Source organism: Mesorhizobium sp. WSM1497 (genome assembly GCF_001672455.2).
GTDB lineage: Bacteria > Pseudomonadota > Alphaproteobacteria > Rhizobiales > Rhizobiaceae > Mesorhizobium > Mesorhizobium ciceri.
In genome coordinates, this window is sequence record NZ_CP021070.1 from 3450867 (window position 1) to 3469168 (window position 18302).

Consider the following 18302-nt stretch of genomic DNA (forward strand, 5'->3'; position numbering starts at 1 on the left):
CAGATAAGAATTATCCACGATAGTATGTATCCATGAATAAGGAACCTGTTCGATGAAGCTGGGCGAGGGTGTTGAAGCAGCCATCCATTGCGCCGCCACGCTGGCCAGTGTGGAAGGCAATAGCACCATGCCGGGCGCCGCTCTCGCCGAGGCCTTTGGCCTTTCGCCGAGCTATCTGCTCAAGCATCTCAACATGCTGAGCGCGGCGCGCATCCTGGAATCGGTGCCCGGGCCTGCCGGTGGCTATCGGCTGGCCCGGCCAGCCGAGCGCATCACGCTGCTCGACATCGTGCTGGCCGTCGAGGGCCGCGAGCCGGCCTTCCGCTGCGGCGAGATCCGCCAGCGCGGTCCGGTGAAGCTCGATGCGTCGGCCTATGTGAAACCCTGCGGCATCAACGCCGCGATGCTGAAGGCCGAACGCGCCTATCGCGCCGCGCTCGCCGAGACCAAGCTGTCCGATATCGTGGCCACCTACGCGGCAGAAGGCGATCCCAGGTCGCTTGCTGCGAGCTGCGCCTTTGTCGAGCGCCACCAGCGGCCGCAGAAATCCAGATAACCCCAAAACCTCAAAACCCAAGCAGACGTGAAAGGACAAGACGATGAAACAGAGGCTGCAATTTTTCGCCAAGGCGCCGGAGATCATGAAGGCGGTGTCGGCGCTCAACAAGGCGGTGGACGAATGCGGGCTCGAGGTGAGCCTGCTGCACCTGATCAAACTCAGGGCTTCGCAGATCAATGGCTGCTCGTTCTGCGTCGAGATGCACAGCCGCGAGGCCAGGCGCGACGGCGAGACCGAGCAGCGGCTCTATCTGGTTTCAGCCTGGAAGGAATCGCCGCTGTTCTCGGAGCGTGAACGCGCGGCTTTGGCCTGGACCGAAGCCGTCACCCTGATCGCCAACAACGGCGTGCCGGACGAACTTTATGCACGTACGCTGGAGCATTTCTCAGAAGAGGAGCTGGTCAAGCTGTCCGTTGCGCTCGGCATGATCAACACCTGGAACCGGCTGTGCATCCCGTTCCAAGCCATACATCCGATGCCGGCGGCCAAGGCCGCCTGATTGTCCAATCATGTTGGGAGCGCCGTAGAGAGCGCGCTCCCACTGCCTTAAACCTTTAAAGGGGAGAGTTTGATGCCTGCGGATTTGCCTTCGACCTTGTTGTTTCTCGCTCGCTTGCTGCTCGGCGGCGCCTTCGTTTTCGCCGGCCTGCGCAACATCCAGAACGCGGCCTTCCTGACCCAGCTGATGGCCGCGCGCGGTGTGCCGCAGGCGCGGTTGGCACTGTGGACTGGTATCGTGCTTCAGGTCGCCGCCGGTGTGCTGGTCATCGCAGGATTGTGGACGGCACTCGCGGCCACGGTGCTGCTGCTGTTCCTCATCGTCGCCACGCCGATGTTCCACAATTTCTGGGACCATCAGGGTCCGGACCGTGCGTCCCGCATCAATGGCTTCGTCGGGAATGTTGCCCTGAGCGGTGGCTTTCTGACCCTGATCGCGCAATCCGTTTGACGCACAGTTCCATGCCGACTGCGGCCTCTGGTGCCGACGGCTCGACCATAAGATCGGAACCAATCGAGCCGTTGACGCATTTCACACCTGCATGCCCAGCATCCAGGATGAAATATGAAAATCGCCCATGTCGCGCCGCTTTATGAATCGGTGCCGCCAAGGCTCTATGGCGGCACCGAGCGCATCGTCTCGTATCTGACCGAAGCGCTGGTCGATCTGGGTCATGAGGTGACGCTGTTTGCCAGTGGCGACAGCCAGACCTCCGCGAAGCTGGTACCCAGCCGGGAACGCGCGTTGCGCCTCGATCCGCGTCCGCTCAAATCCGAGATCGCGGCGCATCTTTCGATGCTTGCGCAGGTGAGGGAACGGGCGTCGGAGTTCGACGTCATCCACTTCCACCTCAGCCACTTCCTGCACTTTTCCTTCTTTGAGGATATTGCGGAGCGGACGGTGACGACGCCGCATGGCAGGCTGGATTATGTCGACCTGGCGCCGGCCTATGAACGGTTCCCGCGCTTTCCCCTGATTTCCATTTCGCACAGCCAGAAGGCGGGCCTGGCCAACGCCAACTGGTTGGCGACGATCCATCACGGATTGCCGACTGCTCTCTACGAGCCGACGTTCGAGACGGCCGCCGAAGAACCCTACCTTGCCTTCCTCGGCCGGTTCTCACGCGACAAGCGCCCGGATCGCGCCATCGAGATCGCCTTGCGTTCGGGGCTCAAGCTCAAGCTCGCGGCAAAGATCGGCGACGACGATCGCGCCTATTTCCGTGAGGTGGTCGAGCCTTTGATCGATGGCGATCGCGTTGTCTATGTCGGTGAGATCGAGGAAAACCAGAAGGCGGAATTTCTCGGCAAGGCGGCCGGCCTGCTGTTCCCGATCGACTGGCCGGAGCCGTTCGGCCTTGCCGCCATCGAGGCAATGGCCTGCGGCACACCGGTCATCGGCTGGAGTTGCGGTGCGCTGCCGGAGATCATCGATCAAGGCGTCACCGGTTTTATCGCTGACACAATGGATAGCGCGGTCGCTGCGGTGCCGGACTTGCTGCAACTCGACAGGCGAAAGGTGAGGGCCGTTTTCGAAAAGCGGTTCTCCGCCCGAAGAATGGCCGGCGACTATCTGGCCGCCTATGCGGGCCTGATCGGCGTCCCGAGCACGGCGAAGGCGTCTTGAGCAGCGACGTGCTCGAGCCACGGCAACGAAACAACAGGGATCTTTGACGAATGGCCCAACTCGATGAGCGCCAGCTCGATCCTGCGGTCGCGCTTGCATCGCTCGACGCCACCGCCCCTCGCGAGCCGCATCGGTTGTTTGCGCTCAAGCAGGGCGATTGCTTCGCCGTTGCCGACGCCTATGGCGACATACGTGGCGCCGGCGACGGTTTCTTTCGCGACGACACGCGGGTTCTTTCCGAGTTCCGGCTGACCGTCGGCGGCAGGCAGACATCTCTGCTCGGCGCCTCGCTCAGCCAGGACAATGTGCTGTTCACCACCAATTTGACCAATCTGCCGATACAGAGCGCCGGTGGACGCGACATCCCGCAGGGAGCCATTCACATCGAACGCGTCAGACTGCTTTGGCAGGACAGGCTGTTTGAACGCATCACCCTTTCCAATTACAGCCGGGAACACTCGACGATCAGCGTTTCCCTGCACTATTCCGCCGATTTCCGCGACATGTTCGAAGTGCGTGGCTCGACACGGCTGAAGCGCGGGCTGGCCCATGCCGCCGAAACAAACGCGACGTCGGTCCTGCTGCGCTATGATGGGCTCGATGGCCTGGCCCGCCTCTCGGCGATATCGTTCTCGCAGGCGCCGGACCAACTGAGTGCCAACCGTGCCGATTTCCTGATCGCCGTGACCAAGCGTAGCAGGAAGGTGCTTTATGTCGAGGTCGGTCCCGAGGTGGCCGACAAGCCCGACCGCGACCGGTTCCGCGCCGCTGCCGCCCGCGCCCGCTTTGGCATGCGGGCCAAACGTCGCCATGGCGCGACGGTGCGCAGCTCGGGCCGTGTCTTCAACGACTGGGTCGAGCGCGCCCGCGCCGATGTCGCGCTGCTGACCACCGAGCTGGCGACCGGCCCCTATCCCTATGCCGGCATCCCCTGGTTCTCGACGGCGTTCGGCCGCGACGGTGTCATCTCGGCACTGCAGATGCTGTGGCTCAATCCGGGACTGGCGCGGGGCGTGTTGGCCTTTCTGGCCCAGCATCAGGCGACCGAGACCTCGCCGTTCAGCGATTCCCAGCCGGGCAAGATCATGCACGAGACCCGCAAGGGCGAAATGGTGGCGCTGCGGGAGCTTCCCTTTGGCCGCTACTACGGTGGCGTCGATACGACACCGCTCTACATCTACCTTGCCTGTGCCTACGCCGATCGTACCGGTGACATGGCGTTCATCGACGGCCTGTGGCCGTCGCTGTGCGCCGCGGCCGAATGGACGGAGGAGGCGGGCCGAGAAACCGGATTCGTGACTTACCAGCGAGCGGCCGAGTCCGGCCTCGCCAACCAGGGATGGAAGGACAGTTTCGATTCGGTCTTCCATGCCGATGGCCGCATTCCCAAGGGCCCGATCGCCCTTGTCGAAGTGCAGGGCTACGTCTTTGCCGCCTTCCGGGGGCTGGCGGCACTTGCCCGTCGCCGGGGCGAGAACGATAGGGCCGACCACTGGGATGATCGCGCCGAAGCGATGCGGGTTGCCGTGGAACGGGATTTCTGGCTTGACGATCTCGGCTTCTATGCGCTGGCAATCGACGGTGCCGGCGAGCCCTGCAAGGTGCGGACCTCGAATGCGGGGCATCTGCTCTTTGTCGGATTGCCTGAGCCGGCGCGGGCCCAGATGGTGGCTGACCAGCTGCTTTCCGCCTCCTTCCATTCGGGCTGGGGACTGCGGACGCTCGCCGACGATGCCGTGTTCTTCAATCCGATGTCGTACCACAATGGCTCGATCTGGCCGCACGATACCGCCCTTTGCGGTGCCGGGCTGGCGCGCTATGGCGAGCGCGAAAGCGTGGTTCGCCTGATGAGCGGCACGTTCGAATCCGCGGTCCATTTCAACATGCGGCTGCCCGAACTGTTCTGCGGTTTTACACGTGCGCCGGGCGAAGCACCCATCGCCTATCCCGTCGCCTGCCTGCCGCAAGCGTGGTCGGCGGGCTCCGCTTTCATGTTGATGCAGGCCTGTCTTGGCCTGGAGATCGACGGCTGGGAGGGTGAGATTCGCGTCGGCCGCCCCAGGCTGCCGATCGGCATCGACACGCTGACACTGCGGCACCTGGGCGTCGGCGACCGGGTCGTCGATCTCACCTTCCAGCGCGTCGGCGACCGGGTCGTCGCTTTCCTGGCCGACCGCCATGAAGGGCTGGTGCCGCTCATAGTAAGAACATGATCCGAACAAAATTGGCGGAACCGATCCAGGCCTTGTGCGTTGCAAAAACACTGGTCCGAACGCCGACCACGTGGCCGGCGGACCGTTTCAAACGGGAAACACGAACAAACGGTCGCCGACGGCCGGGGTGAGTTGACGTTCAATGACAAACTACGGTGCGGACCTGCTCTGGGTTCTGATTTTCGCGAGCCTCGGTTTTTCCGCTCTTGCCGTATTCCTCTCCATATCGCGGCACCGTCGCCGTCATCCTCCTGCCGTCCCACATACGGCAGGCGAAGATGTGGCGGCGGAGGCCGCGCGCAAGGTGATACGGGAGTTCGAAAAGAACGGCCAATCGGCCGATGCCGCGCTGGTGACCTGGTCGCCAGAAACATTGCGCAAGATCCTGGCCGACGATCTGCCCGATGCGCAGGTTATCGTGGTGTCCAATCGCGAGCCGTACATCCACAATGTGAAGGACGACGGCGTCGAGTTGCTCGTCCCGGCCAGCGGGCTGGTGTCGGCGCTCGAGCCCATTACCCGCGCCTGTGCGGGCACCTGGATCGCCTATGGCGGCGGAACGGCGGACCGCCTTACCGTCGACGACCACGATCGCGTGCAGGTGCCGCCTGGCAACCCGTCCTACACGCTGCGCCGGGTCTGGCTGACGGAGGAAGAGCATCAGGGCTATTATCTCGGTTTCGCCAATGAGGGCCTTTGGCCGCTTTGCCATATCGCCTTCACCCGGCCGATTTTTCGCGCCTCCGACTGGGCTGCCTATGAAGCCGTCAACCGGAAGTTTGCCGATACGGTGGTTGCCGAGGCGCGCAACGAGCGGCCGATCGTGCTGGTCCAGGATTACCATTTCGCGCTGCTGCCGCGCATGATCCGCGAGCGCTTGCCGGAGGCGATCGTCATCACTTTCTGGCACATCCCGTGGCCAAATTCGGAAGTGTACAGCATCTGCCCATGGCGTGAACGCATCCTCGAAGGCCTGCTCGGCAGCTCGATCATCGGCTTCCACACTCAGTTCCATGCCAACAATTTCACCGAAAGCGTCGATCGCTTCCTGGAAAGCCGCATCGAGCGGGCCGATGCGGCCATCTCCTACGGCGGACGGACCACATTGGTGCACGCCTATCCCATCTCGATAGAATGGCCGGCGGACCTGCTGGCGAAACTTCCCGCTGTCGACGATTGCCGCGCTCGCATGCGCGAGAGGTTCGGCCTTAAAGCGGATGTGAAGCTGGCCGTCGGGGTCGAGCGCCTCGATTATACCAAGGGCATTCTCGATCGGTTTCACGCTTTGAACGAATTGTTCAAGCGACAGCCTGAGTGGATCGGAAAACTAGTCTTCCTGCAGATCGCGGCACCCAGCCGCGGCACGCTGCCCGCCTACAAGCTGCTCCATGACGAGTGCCACCGTTATGCCGAAGAGCTCAACCGGCGTTATGGCAGCGAGGGCTACAGGCCGGTGATCATGGTGGCCGAACATCACTCGCAAGAACAGGTCTACGAGATCTATCGGGCCGCCGACATATGCATGGTCACCAGCCTGCATGACGGCATGAACCTCGTCGCAAAGGAATTCGTCGCCGCGCGCGACGACGAGCAGGGCGTTTTGATGCTCAGCACATTCGCCGGCGCCTCGCGCGAATTGCTGGAGGCGCTTATCGTCAACCCTTACGATGCCGCCATGATGAGCGGAGCGCTGTTGCAGGCACTGACCATGTCGCCCGAAGAACAGCGCGAGCGCATGCGCCCCATGCGCGAGACAATCCGCAACAACAATGTCTATCGCTGGGCCGGCAGCATGCTTCTGGATGCGGCGCGTTTGCGCAAGCGCGGGGACCTCGATCGGGTGACCGGTGCCGTCAGCGAGCCGCCGCCCAGCGTCGACAATGTCGTCTCCATTTTTGAGCGCAGACGGGTGGCGATGTCATGAGCGATGCGCTGCAAAATATTGTTGGCGAGACCCCGCACAAGCCGCAGGCCGTCATGGAGAAACCGCACACTGTGCTGACCGGCGAATGGGCGTTGTTCCTCGACATCGACGGCACCCTGCTGGAACATGCCGAACACCCGGACGCCGTCTCGGTCAGCGACGAGCTCCGCTCCTTGCTGCAAGGCCTGGATCGCAAGCTGAACGGGGCATTGGCCTTCGTAACAGGCCGTTCCGTCGCGGCTGTCGATCATCTGTTCCAGCCTTTGAAGCTGCGCGCCGCCGGGCTCTATGGCCTGGAACATCGGCTCCTACCGAACGACGACGTCGAAGTCGCGGATGAGCCGGCGGATATTTCTGCGCTTGCCGACGAGATCGAGGCCGAGCTCGGTCGTGGCGCCTATATCGAGCGCAAAGGACGGGTGCTGGCCATCCACACGCGCGCCGCCCCGCATCTGCTTCCGCGCGCGACGCAGCTTGTCGAGCAGGCGCTGGCCACGCTGCCAAAGGGCTACCGGGTGGTTCCCGGCAATGCCGGTGTGGAACTGCTGCCGCTCGAGGCCGCCAAGGGCGCCGCGATCCGGCGTTTCATGGAAATTGCGCCATTCACGGGCCGTCGCCCGGTCTTCCTGGGCGACGACACGTCGGATGAAAACGGTTTTGAGGCCGTCAATGATGCCGGCGGCATATCGATCCGCGTCAAACCACCAGCGCACACCGCAGCGCGGTACGGGCTTGCCGACGTTGTCGAGACGCTGGGCTGGCTGAGAGGTCAACTTTAGATCCAGCCGACGCAACCGCGATCGCGCCTCTTGGAAAGGGCAAGGAAAGGAACGGTTTCGATGGGACGCTTTGCACAATTGGTCCGAGAGATCACCCCGAACTGGCTGCACTCTCGCTCCTCCCGCCATGACATTGCCGACGTTTCACCGACCGACGCGGATTTCAGCTGGCAAGAGGCGATCGACAACAAGATGTATGGGGCTGATACGCCTGATTATTCCTATGTTCCGGAAAAGACCGCTTCAGATGCGATGAGACCGGGCGGTGACAGCCCCGGCGAAAAGAGCGTGCGGGGTGATCCAAAGAGAGCCAATTGAGGGTGAAAGCCTGTCGGCGCCCGAGGAACGCTACGCCGCAAATCGCAGTCCGCCGTCGCAGGTCAGCACCTGACCGGTCATGAAGCCGTTGGAGACGAGGAAGGCTATTGCCGCGGCGACGTCTTCGGCGCGACCGATGCGGCCGACCGGGGTCCTGCCGGCATAGTCGGCAAACAGCGCCTGCCTCTGCTCCTCGGCCAGAAAGTCCCACCAGGGCGTGTCGATGACGCCTGGCGCCACGACATTGACGCGCAGCGGTTTCAACTCCATCGCCAGGATCGGCACCACGGTCAACAGCATGCCGTTGATGGCGGCGATACCGGCGACGCCGGGCGTTGCGAGCTGCGCCGACACCGCCGAGATGAAGGTGACCGATCCGGCCTTGTTGAGTGTCGGCAAGGCGGCCTGCAGGCAGGACAGCTGCGGGCGGACCTTTTCCTCCACGCCACTGCCGATGTCACTCAGGTCAAGCGCCGGGAACGGGCCGAGGCCCTTGCCGCCGCTGGCCGCCAGCACCAAGTGATCAAAGGGGCCGAGGCGCTCGAAGAATTGACGGACCTCATCCGGCTTCGACGCGTCGAAAGCGGCCTTCTCGGCAGCACCGCCGAGGCTCTTCCAAGCGCTCTTCAGCTTGTCCTCGTTGCGGCCGGTGATGGTTACCTTCATGTCCGGGCCAAGCAGTTTGCGCGCCGTCGCCAGCCCGATGCCGGACGAGCCACCGATGATGACGGTGTGTTGGATTGCCTTGGTCATCAATGCTGTTCCTTCGATGTGGGGGAGGCCGGGCCGATGAGGTCGAGGCTCAAGCTTCTCAGCTGTTGCCTTGCCTTGGCGTCGTAGGCCTGAGCATCGGCGCGGGATTCCCGCAGGCCGTCGAAATAGAGGCCGCTTTTCCCGTTGAGCGTGGGTGAGGTGGCGAGATTGAGGATGGCGTCGGCACCGGTCTCGACCGAACTCCACGGCGTCACCCCGGCCTGCCGGACCATGGTTGTGTTCATGTAGCTCGCCGGATGCAATGCGTTGACGGTGACGCCGGTGCCTTTCAACTGTTCGGCCAAATCGACGGTGAACAGAATCTGCGCCAGCTTGCTCTGGCAATAAGCGCGCACCCCGTCATAGGAGCGGGTCAGCATGACATCGCTGAAGTCGATCGCCTGCTGCCCCGCAGAGGCGACATTGACGATGCGCGCCGGCGCACTCACCTTCAGCAATGGCAGGAGCTCCGATGTCAGCAGGAAACCGGCGAGATAGTTGACCGCGAAGCGCAGTTCATAGCCGTCGGCACTCACCTGCCTTTTGGCACCTTGGCCCGCTGTGCCGATGCCGGCATTGTTGATGAGGATGTCCAGCCGGTTCGTCCGGGCGCGCACCGCCTCGGCGAGGTGGCGCACCTCGGCCAGCGAAGAGAGATCGGCGACCAGAAGCTCGGCCTTGCCGCCGGCGGCTTCGATCTCGGTGACAACAGCCTTGCCGCGCGTTGCATCGCGGCCGTGCACCAGCACACGGGCGCCCGCGGCGCCGAGCCGTTGCGCGACAACGCGGCCGACGCCGTCTGTCGAGCCGGTGATGAGGATCGTCTTGTCTTTGAGTTCCATGTTCAGAGCCTCCGTTCTGTTGCTCTGAACGGAAGATGGGGCAGTTGGCGCTGGCCAAACAGTTCAAACTTTATCCTGGTATCAATACTGCTATAATACGCGCATGGAGTCCCAACCTCACGCGGCCCCCACACGTTCGGCTGAAGACAGCCGCCGGCGCGAACTCGGCGCCTTCCTGCGCTCGCGCCGCGAAAGGCTGACGCCCTCGGCCGCAGGCATCGCCATCGGTCTCAGGCGACGTACGCCGGGCTTGCGCCGCGAGGAGGTGGCGATGATCGCCGGTGTCGGCACGACCTGGTACACATGGCTGGAGCAGGGGCGGGAGGTCAGGCCCTCGGTCGAGGTGCTGACGGCACTTGCCGAAGCACTGTGCCTCGACGCCGCCGAAAAACAGCATCTTTTCGTCCTCGCCGACCGCCAGCAGCCGGAGCGCCGTGCCGTAGCGCCGGAAAAAGTCGATGGCCCGTTGCTGCACATGCTGCAGAGCCTGGTGCTGCAGCCGGCCTATGTCGTCGGGCGGCGCTGGGACGTGCTGGCCTGGAACCCGGCGGCGGTGGCGGTGTTCGGCGATTATGGCCTGCTGGAGGGTGACGCCCGCAACATCGTCCACATGGTGTTCACGAGCCCGCATCACCGGCACCTGCTGGTTGACTGGGAGCAACTGGCGCGCACCGTGCTGGCCTCGTTCCGGGCCGCGAGCGCCCGCTATGTCGGCGATCCGGATTTCGAGCGGCTGATCGAGTTGATGACCCGTTCGAGCCCCGAATTTCGTGCCTGGTGGCCGCAGCGCGACGTCGCGCACCGGTTGTCGGGCGTGAAACATGTCCGGCACCCGAGCGCGGGCGCCATGACCTTCGAGCATATGAGCCTGTCGATCGGCGACGGCTCGGACATGAAGCTGATCGTCTACACGCCGTTAGCCGAGCAGAATTCGATCGCCAAGCTGCAGGCATTGCTGGACGCGCTGCCGGCCGAGCGGCGCAGCGCCTGAGGTTGGCTGGCGTCCCCCTCGGCTTCGTCATCCACGGGCGAAGCGGACGCGGAGACCCGAGGATCCATGCCGGGACGTTTGCCGAAGAGTACTACGGAGCAGAATTTGGACCTTTGCGGCGCGTTGAAGTCGCGGCATGGATTGTAGGGTCTGCGCCGCGTCGCTTCGCTCCTTGCTTCGCCCTAGAATGACGAAACCATTTAGCCCTTCGGCTTCAGCCCATCGAGGAACAACTGCTCGAGAAATCTTGCCGCATCCTCGAAGCGGCCGTCGCCGCCGCGGTTCGGTCCGAGCACGGCGCGGACCTGGACGTCGAAATCGGCATAATGCTGCGTCGTCGCCCAGATCGAGAAGATCAGGTGCCACGGGTCGGTCTTGGCGATCTTGCCGGCGCGCATCCAGCCCTTGATGACGGCGGCCTTCTCGTCGACCAGCGTTTTCAGTTCGCCCGCCAGCAGCGGCATGATGCGCGGCGCGCCTTGCAGGATCTCGTTGGCGAACAGCCGGCTCTCGCGCGGAAAATCGCGCGCCATCTCCAGCTTGCGCCTGATGTAGCTGCGCAGTTCGGTAAGGGGATCGCCAATGTCGTCAAGTTCGCGCAGTGGCGCCAGCCAGGTGTCGAGCAGGCGCTGCATCAGCGTTTCGTGGATGTCTTCCTTGCGCCGGAAATAATAGAGCAGGTTCGGCTTCGACATGCCGGCAGCTTCGGCGATCTGGTCGATGGTCGAGCCGCGAAAGCCGTTGGTGGAGAAGACCTCAAGCGCCGCCTCCAGGATGAGTTCGCGCTTTTCCTGCTGGATGCGGGTGCGGCGAGGGGCATCCGTGCCGATGGTCACCGTTGCAAGCCCTCGTGTTGAGGCTCATCTGGACCAATTCTCTGGACCAGTTTTTCCCTAGCCTGTGGAACGCACTTCAGGTGCCGCATTTCCGCTAGTAATCCTTGACCGCCTACAGGGCGGTGCTAACGTTTGTCCAATCGGTCAAAAATTTGCCTAGCATGAAAACGCGGCAAAGACCAAGCGTTGGGCGCAGCGAAACAGTTTACAAGGGGAAGTCCTGGTCATGTCCAACCGGCTGAAAGTCACGCCGAACGATCTCAGTGCATTCTGGATGCCGTTCACGGCAAACCGGCAGTTCAAGCAGGCGCCGCGCATGATGGTGTCCGCCAAGGACATGCATTACACAACCAGCGACGGCCGCAAGGTGCTCGACGGCACCGCCGGCCTGTGGTGCGTCAATGCCGGCCACTGCCGTCCGAAGATCACCGAGGCGATCCAGCACCAGGCTGCCGAACTCGATTATGCGCCGGCCTTCCAGATGGGCCATCCGATCGTGTTCGAACTGGCCAACCGCCTGGTCGACCTGGCGCCCAAGGGCATGGACCATGTCTTCTTCACCAATTCCGGCTCGGAATCGGTCGAGACCGCGCTCAAAATGGCGATCGCCTATCACCGTGTGAAGGGCGAGGGCTCGCGCACCCGGTTGATCGGTCGCGAGCGCGGCTATCACGGCGTCAATTTCGGCGGCATTTCGGTCGGCGGCATCGTCACCAACCGCAAGATGTTCGGCACGCTGCTCGGCGGCGTCGACCATATACCGCACACGCATCTGCCGGAAAAGAACGCCTTCACCAAGGGTGTGCCGGAGTATGGCGCGGAACTCGCCAACGAGCTGGAGCGTATCGTCGCCCTGCACGACGCTTCGACCATCGCCGCCGTCATCGTCGAGCCGGTCGCCGGCTCCACCGGCGTCATCCTGCCGCCGAAGGGTTATCTGGAGAAGCTGCGCGAGATCTGCACCAAGCACGGCATCCTGTTGATCTTCGATGAGGTCATCACCGGTTTCGGCCGTCTCGGCACACCGTTCGCCGCCGACTATTTCGGTGTCACGCCCGACATCATGACCACCGCCAAGGGCGTCTCCAACGGCGTCATCCCGATGGGCGCGGTGTTTGTGAAGAAGGAGATCCACGACGCCTTCATGACCGGCCCCGAGCACATGATCGAGTTCTTCCACGGCTACACCTATTCGGGCAACCCGATCGCCTGCGCGGCCGCACTCGGCACGCTTGACACCTACAAGGAAGAGGGCTTGCTGACCCGTGGCGAGGAGCTGGCGCCGTACTGGGAAGACGCGCTGCATTCGCTGAAGGGCGAGCCGAACGTCATCGATATCAGGAACATCGGCCTGATCGGTGCGATCGAGTTGGCGCCGATCGCCGGCCAGCCGACCAAGCGGGCCTTCTCGGCCTTCGTCAAGGCGTTCGAGCGCGGCGCGCTGATCCGCACCACCGGCGACATCATCGCGCTGTCGCCGCCGCTGATCATCACCAAGGGCCAGATCAACGAATTGATCGACCATGTTCGCGATGTGCTGAGGTCAATCGATTGACGGACTGACGCGGTCGGTTGAGGTCGGCGCGGCAGCGCGCCGACCTGACCTTTTGCTTGCAACGAACCATTACAGTCAGGCGGGCAACGCACCGATCCCGGTCAGGATCACCCGCTTGATATTTTCCTTGGCTTCCCGCCATTGCCGGTCGGACAGAGGTTTTCCGCCATTGAGTGTCTCGATCTGATGGCCGAAATCGGCGTAGTGCTGGGTCGTAGCCCAAAGCATATAGAGCAGATGGCGCGGATCCACCGGGTCCATCTTGGCTTCCTCGATCCAGCGCCTGATGATCTCGACGCGGCCGTCGGTCCATTCGCGCAGCGTCGATTCCATATAGTCCTGAAGCACCGGCGCCCCGTGCATCACTTCGGAGGCCCAGACCTTCGAGCCGTCCGGATGGCGGCGTGATATTTCCATCTTGGCGTCGATATAGGCACTGATGCCGTCTATGGGCCCGCGCGCCGCGTCGAAGCAATTGGCCGCCTGTAGCCAGATTTCAAAGATGTTTTGAACGACCGACCGGTAAAGCTCTTCCTTGGTGGCGAAATAGTAGTGGAGATTTGCCTTCGGCAATCCCGCCAGATCCGCAATCAACTGCATCGTGGCGCCGCCAAACCCTGCCTCCGCAAACACCTTCTCTGCAGCGACGAGAATGGTTTTTTCATTCTCTCGGCGGATCTCCTGTCGCCGCATGGGGCGGGTGGGTTCTGCCATGTCTACCCCAAGATTCTAGTTGACCGCTTGGTCAGGTTGTGTAGTTTAAAAGCTGACCATACGGTCAAGCTGTAAATCACTCAAGGGGCGACAAGACCCCTGGTGTAGATGGGAACTCGAGATGGCCGCACCCGGCGAGAATCTGCGAATCAATTCAGACCGTTTGTGGGATTCCATCATGGAGATGGCGAAGATTGGCCCCGGCATTGCCGGCGGCAACAATCGCCAGACCGTGACCGACGAAGACGGCGAAGGGCGGCATCTGTTCAAGCGCTGGTGCGATGCGGCCGGGCTCGAAATGGGCGTCGACGAAATGGGCACGATGTTTGCCCGCCGCGAAGGTACCGATCCCAGCCTGCCGCCGGTCTATGTCGGCAGCCATCTCGATACGCAGCCGACCGGCGGCAAGTATGACGGCGTGCTCGGTGTACTGGGCGGGCTTGAAGTGGTGCGCTCGCTCAACGATCTCGGCATCAAGACCAAACATCCAATCGTCGTCACCAACTGGACGAACGAGGAGGGCTCGCGCTTCGCGCCGGCTATGATGGCGTCCGGCGTGTTCGCCGGCGTGCTCGACCAGGCCGATGTGTACGGGCATGTCGACAAGCAGGGCAAGAAATTCGGCGAGGAACTGGAGCGCATCGGCTGGAAAGGCACCGAGAAGGTCGGCGACCGCAAGATCCATGCCTTCTTCGAACTGCATATCGAACAGGGTCCGATCCTCGAGGACGAAGATATCGACATCGGGGTCGTCACCCATGGCCAGGGCCTGAAATGGCTGCAGGTGACGCTGACCGGCAAGGAAGCCCATACCGGCTCGACGCCGATGCCCAAGCGCCGCAATGCCGGGCTCGGCATGGCGCGGGTGATCGAACTGGTGCACGAGATCGCCATGGACTACCAGCCCGATGCCGTCGGCGCGGTCGGCCATATGGAGGTCTATCCCAATTCGCGCAACATCATCGCCGGGCGCACTGTCTTCACCGTCGATATCCGCTCGCCGGAAAAAGAAGTGCTGGACGCGATGGATGGCCGCATCCGCGAAGGCATCGACACGATCTGCGATGCACTCGACATCCGCTACGAGATCGAACAGGTCGGCGCTTTCGATCCGGTGACTTTCGATGCCGGCTGCGTCAAGGCGATCCGCGATGCCGCCGACCGCCTTGGCTATTCCCATCGCAACATCGTTTCCGGTGCCGGGCACGACGCCTGCTGGATCAACCGCGTCGCGCCCACCGCCATGGTGATGTGCCCTTGCGTCGATGGCCTCAGCCACAACGAGGCCGAAGAGATCACCAAGGAATGGGCTTCGGCGGGTGCCGATGTCTTGTTCCACGCGGTGGTGGAGACGGCTGTCATCGTGGAGTGAGCTTAGAATCCACCTTCCAAACGACGCTCGTAAAGAAGCGCGAAGAGAACAAGGGAACAGTCAATGACCAAAGTCATCCGAAACGGCACCATCGTCACCGCCGACCGCACCTGGAAGGCCGATGTGCTGATGCAGCACGGCAAGATCGTCGCCATCGGTTCGGGCCTGCATGGCGACCATGAGTTCGACGCCACCGGCTGCTACGTCATGCCGGGCGGCATCGACCCGCACACCCATCTCGAAATGCCGTTCATGGGCACCTATTCGGCCGATGACTTCGAGTCCGGCACGCGCGCGGCGCTCTCCGGCGGCACGACCATGGTGGTCGATTTCTGCCTGCCGGCGCCTCAGCAGTCGCTGCTCGAAGCCTTGCAGATGTGGGACAACAAGACCTCGAAGGCGTCGTGCGACTACTCCTTCCACATGGCGATCACCTGGTGGGGCAAGCAGGTGTTCGACGAGATGGCCACGGTCGTCGACAAGGGCATCACCTCGTTCAAGCATTTCATGGCCTACAAGGGCGCGCTGATGGTCGACGACGACGAGATGTATGCGTCGTTCCAGCGCTGCGCCGATCTCGGCGCGCTGCCGCTCGTTCATGCCGAGAACGGCGACGTGGTGGCGGCACTGTCGCAGAAGCTGCTGGCTGCCGGCAACAACGGCCCCGAGGGCCACGCCTATTCACGGCCGCCCGAAGTGGAAGGCGAGGCGACCAACCGCGCCATCATGATCGCCGACATGGCCGGCGTGCCGCTCTATGTCGTGCATGTCTCCTGCGAGCAGAGCCATGAAGCGATCCGCCGGGCGCGCCAGAAGGGCATGCGGGTGTTCGGCGAGCCGCTGATCCAGCACCTGACGCTGGACGAGAGCGAGTATTTCGACAAGGACTGGGACCATGCGGCCCGCCGCGTGATGAGCCCGCCCTTCCGCAACAAATCGCACCAGGACTCGCTGTGGGCCGGCCTGCAGGCGGGTTCGCTGCAGGTGGTGGCGACCGATCATTGCGCTTTCACCACCAAACAGAAGCGCAACGGCGTCGGCGATTTCACCAAGATCCCGAACGGCACCGGCGGGCTTGAAGACCGCATGCCGGTGCTGTGGACCACAGGCGTCAACACCGGCCGGCTGACGATGAACGAGTTCGTCGCGGTGACCTCGACCAACATCGCCAAGATCCTCAACATGTATCCGAAGAAGGGCGCCATCGTAGAGGGCGCCGACGCCGACATCGTCGTCTGGGATCCCAAGCGCAAGAAGACAATTTCGTCCAAGAAGCAGCAATCGGTGATCGACTACAATGTCTTCGAGGGTTTCGAGGTGACCGGCCTGCCGCGGTTCGTGTTCTCGCGGGGCGAACTGTCGATCCAGGAGGCCGAGGTCAAGGCCAAGCCCGGCCATGGTGAATTCGTCGGCCGCGAGCCGAATGCGGCGGTCAACCGGGCGCTGTCGACGTGGAAGGAAATCTCCGCGCCGCGCAAGGTGGAACGCACCGGCATCCCGGCGACCGGGGTTTGAGGTGCGGCGCGGGGGACTTCTTTTCGCGGCAGTTTTGGTTCTGGTGGCCAGCCAAGTGTCGGCGGCCGGCATCGACCTAGCCAAACCTTATGGCAACAAGTCCGGCTGCATCAACAAGAACGGCCAGGAAGTCTACGCCGAGGACATGCTGCTTCTAACCAACACCGACTTCATCACGGCGACGAGCGCTTGCACCTTCACCGGCAAGAGGGTCCAGGCCGACGGCTCGCTTGTGGTGAAGGCGGAGTGCGAGGCCGAAGGCGAAGAGGGCAAGTCGCCCGCCACCTTCATCATCAAGCACAGCACCAAGAACGCCAAGAAACTGGTGGTCGCGGATGCGGACGGCACCGTCTATGGGGAAGTGTCTCGGTGCCGATGATTGCCGAAGCTGGCGGGCGCAAACCTCTAGCAATTGGCCGACGGGCGCCTAGCCCGGCGAAGTCAGCTTCCGGCGACCAGCACATCCAGTTCCGGCAGCAGGACGACGCTTTCCTGTTCGTTGGGATCGGTGCGCGCAATGACGGCAGAGGACGGGGCGCCGCTCAGGTTAGCCGGCAGATGCGGCACGCCGGCGGGGATGTAGAAGAGATCACCGGCCTTGACGACGATATGATGCTCGAGCCGGTCGCCATACCAGGTGTGAACTTCGCCGGAGAGCACATAGATCGCCGTCTCGTGGCTCTCGTGCATATGCGCCTTGGCGCGGGCGCCGGGCGGCATGGTGAGCATGTGCATGCAGATGCCGGAGGCACCGACGGTCTCGGCGGCAATGCCGGCGAAATAGGTCAGCCCCTGCTTGCCTTCATAAGTGCTTTCAGGGCGGATAAGATGACAAGTGGGTTTGGGCGACATCGGGGAAACTCCGGGCGTCGATCGCGTGGGACAAGGTCAGAGGGACAGGGCCAAATGGGACAGGGTAAGTGGAAAACAACATCGCGATAAAAGCAATCGGATTCCAGCCGCCGCGGGAACGGAAACAGGCAGGCGGCAACCGATGACGGGGAATTCGCCAGCCGTCGTCGCGGCAAGCAAACTCGGGCTGACCTTCCAGACCAATGACGGGCCGGTGCAGGCGCTGTCCAATGTCGATCTGACCATCGGCAAGGGCGAGTTCGTCTCCTTCATCGGGCCTTCGGGCTGCGGCAAGACCACGCTGCTGCGCGTCATCGCCGATCTGGAGAAGCCGACCTCGGGGGCGATTTCCGTCAATGGCATGACAGCAGAGCAGGCGCGCGAGAAACGCGCCTATGGCTATGTCTTTCAGGCGGCGGCGCTGTTTCCGTGGCGGACCATCGAGCGCAATGTGGGGCTGCCGCTGGAGATCATGGGCCTATCCAGGGCGGAGCAAGGCGAGCGGATCAAGCGCACGCTCGGCCTCGTCAACCTCTCTGGATTCGAGAAGAAATATCCCTGGCAGCTCTCGGGCGGCATGCAGCAGCGCGCCTCGATTGCCCGTGCGCTGGCATTCGACGCCGACCTGCTGCTGATGGACGAGCCGTTCGGCGCGCTGGACGAGATCGTGCGCGACCATCTCAACGAGCAGCTGCTGGAATTGTGGGGACGCACCAACAAGACCATCTGCTTCGTCACCCACTCCATTCCGGAGGCCGTCTATCTGTCGACGCGCATCGTCGTCATGTCGCCGCGCCCCGGCCGCGTCAGCGACATCATCGAATCGACGCTGCCGAGAGAGCGGCCGCTCGACATCCGCGAGACGCCGGAGTTTCTGGCGATCGCAGCGCGGGTGCGGGACGGGCTGCGCGCGGGGCACAGCTATGACGATTGAGGGAGCAAACGACGGGCTCC

The 18302-nt window shown here is 63.0% G+C and carries 19 protein-coding genes; 14 read left to right on the top strand and 5 right to left on the bottom strand.

Annotated features, from left to right (window positions below):
* Positions 1–52 precede the first annotated feature (52 nt).
* The 8 genes from A9K65_RS16750 to A9K65_RS16785 all read left to right on the top strand — a co-directional run bounded on the left by A9K65_RS16750 (position 53) and on the right by A9K65_RS16785 (position 7918).
* Positions 53–556, top strand: coding sequence for an Rrf2 family transcriptional regulator (locus A9K65_RS16750; RefSeq protein ID WP_064993854.1), 504 nt, complete (start codon positions 53–55; stop codon positions 554–556).
* A 43-nt stretch (positions 557–599) separates the two neighbouring features.
* Positions 600–1058: a carboxymuconolactone decarboxylase family protein gene (locus tag A9K65_RS16755; RefSeq protein ID WP_024501510.1), complete on the top strand. Its 459-nt coding sequence runs from the start codon at positions 600–602 to the stop codon at positions 1056–1058.
* A gap of 72 nt (positions 1059–1130) precedes the next feature.
* The gene (locus A9K65_RS16760; RefSeq protein ID WP_013530897.1) at positions 1131–1508 is read left to right on the top strand and encodes a DoxX family protein; all 378 of its coding nucleotides are present in this window, start codon (positions 1131–1133) and stop codon (positions 1506–1508) included.
* Positions 1509–1622: 114 nt separating this feature from the next.
* Positions 1623–2684, top strand: coding sequence for a glycosyltransferase family 4 protein (locus tag A9K65_RS16765; protein WP_013530898.1), 1062 nt, complete (start codon positions 1623–1625; stop codon positions 2682–2684).
* Between the two features lie 50 nt (positions 2685–2734).
* Complete coding sequence (locus A9K65_RS16770; protein ID WP_024501509.1) at positions 2735–4897, top strand: amylo-alpha-1,6-glucosidase; 2163 nt, start codon at positions 2735–2737, stop codon at positions 4895–4897.
* A gap of 142 nt (positions 4898–5039) precedes the next feature.
* Positions 5040–6821, top strand: coding sequence for a trehalose-6-phosphate synthase (locus A9K65_RS16775; RefSeq protein WP_064993853.1), 1782 nt, complete (start codon positions 5040–5042; stop codon positions 6819–6821).
* Positions 6822–6874: 53 nt separating this feature from the next.
* A complete protein-coding gene (gene otsB / locus A9K65_RS16780; protein WP_064994047.1) occupies positions 6875–7600 on the top strand; it encodes a trehalose-phosphatase in 726 nt (241 codons plus the stop codon).
* A 60-nt stretch (positions 7601–7660) separates the two neighbouring features.
* Positions 7661–7918 carry a hypothetical protein gene (locus A9K65_RS16785; RefSeq protein ID WP_064993852.1) on the top strand — a complete coding sequence of 86 codons (258 nt, stop codon included), beginning with the start codon at positions 7661–7663 and terminating at the stop codon, positions 7916–7918.
* Between the two features lie 30 nt (positions 7919–7948).
* Here the strand turns inward: A9K65_RS16785 and A9K65_RS16790 are convergent, their stop codons facing one another.
* Both A9K65_RS16790 and A9K65_RS16795 read right to left on the bottom strand, forming a co-directional pair.
* Positions 7949–8671: an SDR family oxidoreductase gene (locus tag A9K65_RS16790; RefSeq protein WP_013530903.1), complete on the bottom strand. Its 723-nt coding sequence runs from the start codon at positions 8669–8671 to the stop codon at positions 7949–7951.
* The gene (locus tag A9K65_RS16795; protein WP_064993851.1) at positions 8671–9513 is read right to left on the bottom strand and encodes an SDR family oxidoreductase; all 843 of its coding nucleotides are present in this window, start codon (positions 9511–9513) and stop codon (positions 8671–8673) included. Before A9K65_RS16795 ends, A9K65_RS16790 begins: the two co-directional genes overlap by 1 nt.
* A 103-nt stretch (positions 9514–9616) precedes the next feature.
* On the opposite strand from A9K65_RS16795, the gene A9K65_RS16800 reads away from it, so the two are divergent.
* The gene (locus A9K65_RS16800; protein WP_064993850.1) at positions 9617–10504 is read left to right on the top strand and encodes a helix-turn-helix transcriptional regulator; all 888 of its coding nucleotides are present in this window, start codon (positions 9617–9619) and stop codon (positions 10502–10504) included.
* 200 nt (positions 10505–10704) lie between these two features.
* Here the strand turns inward: A9K65_RS16800 and A9K65_RS16805 are convergent, their stop codons facing one another.
* Positions 10705–11340: a TetR family transcriptional regulator C-terminal domain-containing protein gene (locus A9K65_RS16805; protein ID WP_013530906.1), complete on the bottom strand. Its 636-nt coding sequence runs from the start codon at positions 11338–11340 to the stop codon at positions 10705–10707.
* A gap of 226 nt (positions 11341–11566) precedes the next feature.
* On the opposite strand from A9K65_RS16805, the gene A9K65_RS16810 reads away from it, so the two are divergent.
* Positions 11567–12895, top strand: coding sequence for an aspartate aminotransferase family protein (locus A9K65_RS16810; RefSeq protein ID WP_064993849.1), 1329 nt, complete (start codon positions 11567–11569; stop codon positions 12893–12895).
* Between the two features lie 75 nt (positions 12896–12970).
* Here the strand turns inward: A9K65_RS16810 and A9K65_RS16815 are convergent, their stop codons facing one another.
* Entirely contained in the window at positions 12971–13609 is a 639-nt protein-coding gene (locus A9K65_RS16815; protein ID WP_013530908.1) for a TetR/AcrR family transcriptional regulator, read from the bottom strand.
* Between the two features lie 121 nt (positions 13610–13730).
* Between A9K65_RS16815 and A9K65_RS16820 the strand changes: the two genes are divergently transcribed.
* The 3 genes from A9K65_RS16820 to A9K65_RS16830 all read left to right on the top strand — a co-directional run bounded on the left by A9K65_RS16820 (position 13731) and on the right by A9K65_RS16830 (position 16875).
* The gene (locus A9K65_RS16820) at positions 13731–14981 is read left to right on the top strand and encodes a Zn-dependent hydrolase (RefSeq protein ID WP_064993848.1); all 1251 of its coding nucleotides are present in this window, start codon (positions 13731–13733) and stop codon (positions 14979–14981) included.
* Positions 14982–15044: 63 nt separating this feature from the next.
* The gene (gene hydA, locus A9K65_RS16825) at positions 15045–16496 is read left to right on the top strand and encodes a dihydropyrimidinase (protein ID WP_063172510.1); all 1452 of its coding nucleotides are present in this window, start codon (positions 15045–15047) and stop codon (positions 16494–16496) included.
* 43 nt (positions 16497–16539) lie between these two features.
* Positions 16540–16875 (top strand): hypothetical protein, encoded by a 336-nt coding sequence (locus A9K65_RS16830; protein WP_244506838.1) that lies wholly within the window; start codon positions 16540–16542, stop codon positions 16873–16875.
* Between the two features lie 62 nt (positions 16876–16937).
* On the opposite strand, the gene A9K65_RS16835 is transcribed toward A9K65_RS16830, so the two are convergent.
* Positions 16938–17348, bottom strand: coding sequence for a cupin domain-containing protein (locus tag A9K65_RS16835; protein ID WP_064993847.1), 411 nt, complete (start codon positions 17346–17348; stop codon positions 16938–16940).
* Positions 17349–17490: 142 nt separating this feature from the next.
* Between A9K65_RS16835 and A9K65_RS16840 the strand changes: the two genes are divergently transcribed.
* Complete coding sequence (locus A9K65_RS16840) at positions 17491–18282, top strand: ABC transporter ATP-binding protein (protein WP_013530913.1); 792 nt, start codon at positions 17491–17493, stop codon at positions 18280–18282.
* Positions 18283–18302 lie beyond the last annotated feature (20 nt).

Excerpts from the sequence above, each read along its gene's own strand:
- A9K65_RS16800 (WP_064993850.1), top strand. The coding sequence starts at position 9,617 with ATGGAGTCCCAACCTCACGCGGCCCCCACACGTTCGGCTGAAGACAGC.
- A9K65_RS16760 (WP_013530897.1), top strand. The coding sequence starts at position 1,131 with ATGCCTGCGGATTTGCCTTCGACCTTGTTGTTTCTCGCTCGCTTGCTG.
- A9K65_RS16790 (WP_013530903.1), bottom strand. The coding sequence starts at position 8,671 with ATGACCAAGGCAATCCAACACACCGTCATCATCGGTGGCTCGTCCGGC.
- A9K65_RS16785 (WP_064993852.1), top strand. The coding sequence starts at position 7,661 with ATGGGACGCTTTGCACAATTGGTCCGAGAGATCACCCCGAACTGGCTG.
- A9K65_RS16750 (WP_064993854.1), top strand. The coding sequence starts at position 53 with ATGAAGCTGGGCGAGGGTGTTGAAGCAGCCATCCATTGCGCCGCCACG.
- A9K65_RS16765 (WP_013530898.1), top strand. The coding sequence starts at position 1,623 with ATGAAAATCGCCCATGTCGCGCCGCTTTATGAATCGGTGCCGCCAAGG.
- A9K65_RS16795 (WP_064993851.1), bottom strand. The coding sequence starts at position 9,513 with ATGGAACTCAAAGACAAGACGATCCTCATCACCGGCTCGACAGACGGC.
- A9K65_RS16815 (WP_013530908.1), bottom strand. The coding sequence starts at position 13,609 with ATGGCAGAACCCACCCGCCCCATGCGGCGACAGGAGATCCGCCGAGAG.
- A9K65_RS16840 (WP_013530913.1), top strand. The coding sequence starts at position 17,491 with ATGACGGGGAATTCGCCAGCCGTCGTCGCGGCAAGCAAACTCGGGCTG.
- A9K65_RS16810 (WP_064993849.1), top strand. The coding sequence starts at position 11,567 with ATGTCCAACCGGCTGAAAGTCACGCCGAACGATCTCAGTGCATTCTGG.
- otsB (WP_064994047.1), top strand. The coding sequence starts at position 6,875 with ATGGAGAAACCGCACACTGTGCTGACCGGCGAATGGGCGTTGTTCCTC.
- A9K65_RS16770 (WP_024501509.1), top strand. The coding sequence starts at position 2,735 with ATGGCCCAACTCGATGAGCGCCAGCTCGATCCTGCGGTCGCGCTTGCA.
- A9K65_RS16835 (WP_064993847.1), bottom strand. The coding sequence starts at position 17,348 with ATGTCGCCCAAACCCACTTGTCATCTTATCCGCCCTGAAAGCACTTAT.
- A9K65_RS16775 (WP_064993853.1), top strand. The coding sequence starts at position 5,040 with ATGACAAACTACGGTGCGGACCTGCTCTGGGTTCTGATTTTCGCGAGC.
- hydA (WP_063172510.1), top strand. The coding sequence starts at position 15,045 with ATGACCAAAGTCATCCGAAACGGCACCATCGTCACCGCCGACCGCACC.
- A9K65_RS16820 (WP_064993848.1), top strand. The coding sequence starts at position 13,731 with ATGGCCGCACCCGGCGAGAATCTGCGAATCAATTCAGACCGTTTGTGG.
- A9K65_RS16755 (WP_024501510.1), top strand. The coding sequence starts at position 600 with ATGAAACAGAGGCTGCAATTTTTCGCCAAGGCGCCGGAGATCATGAAG.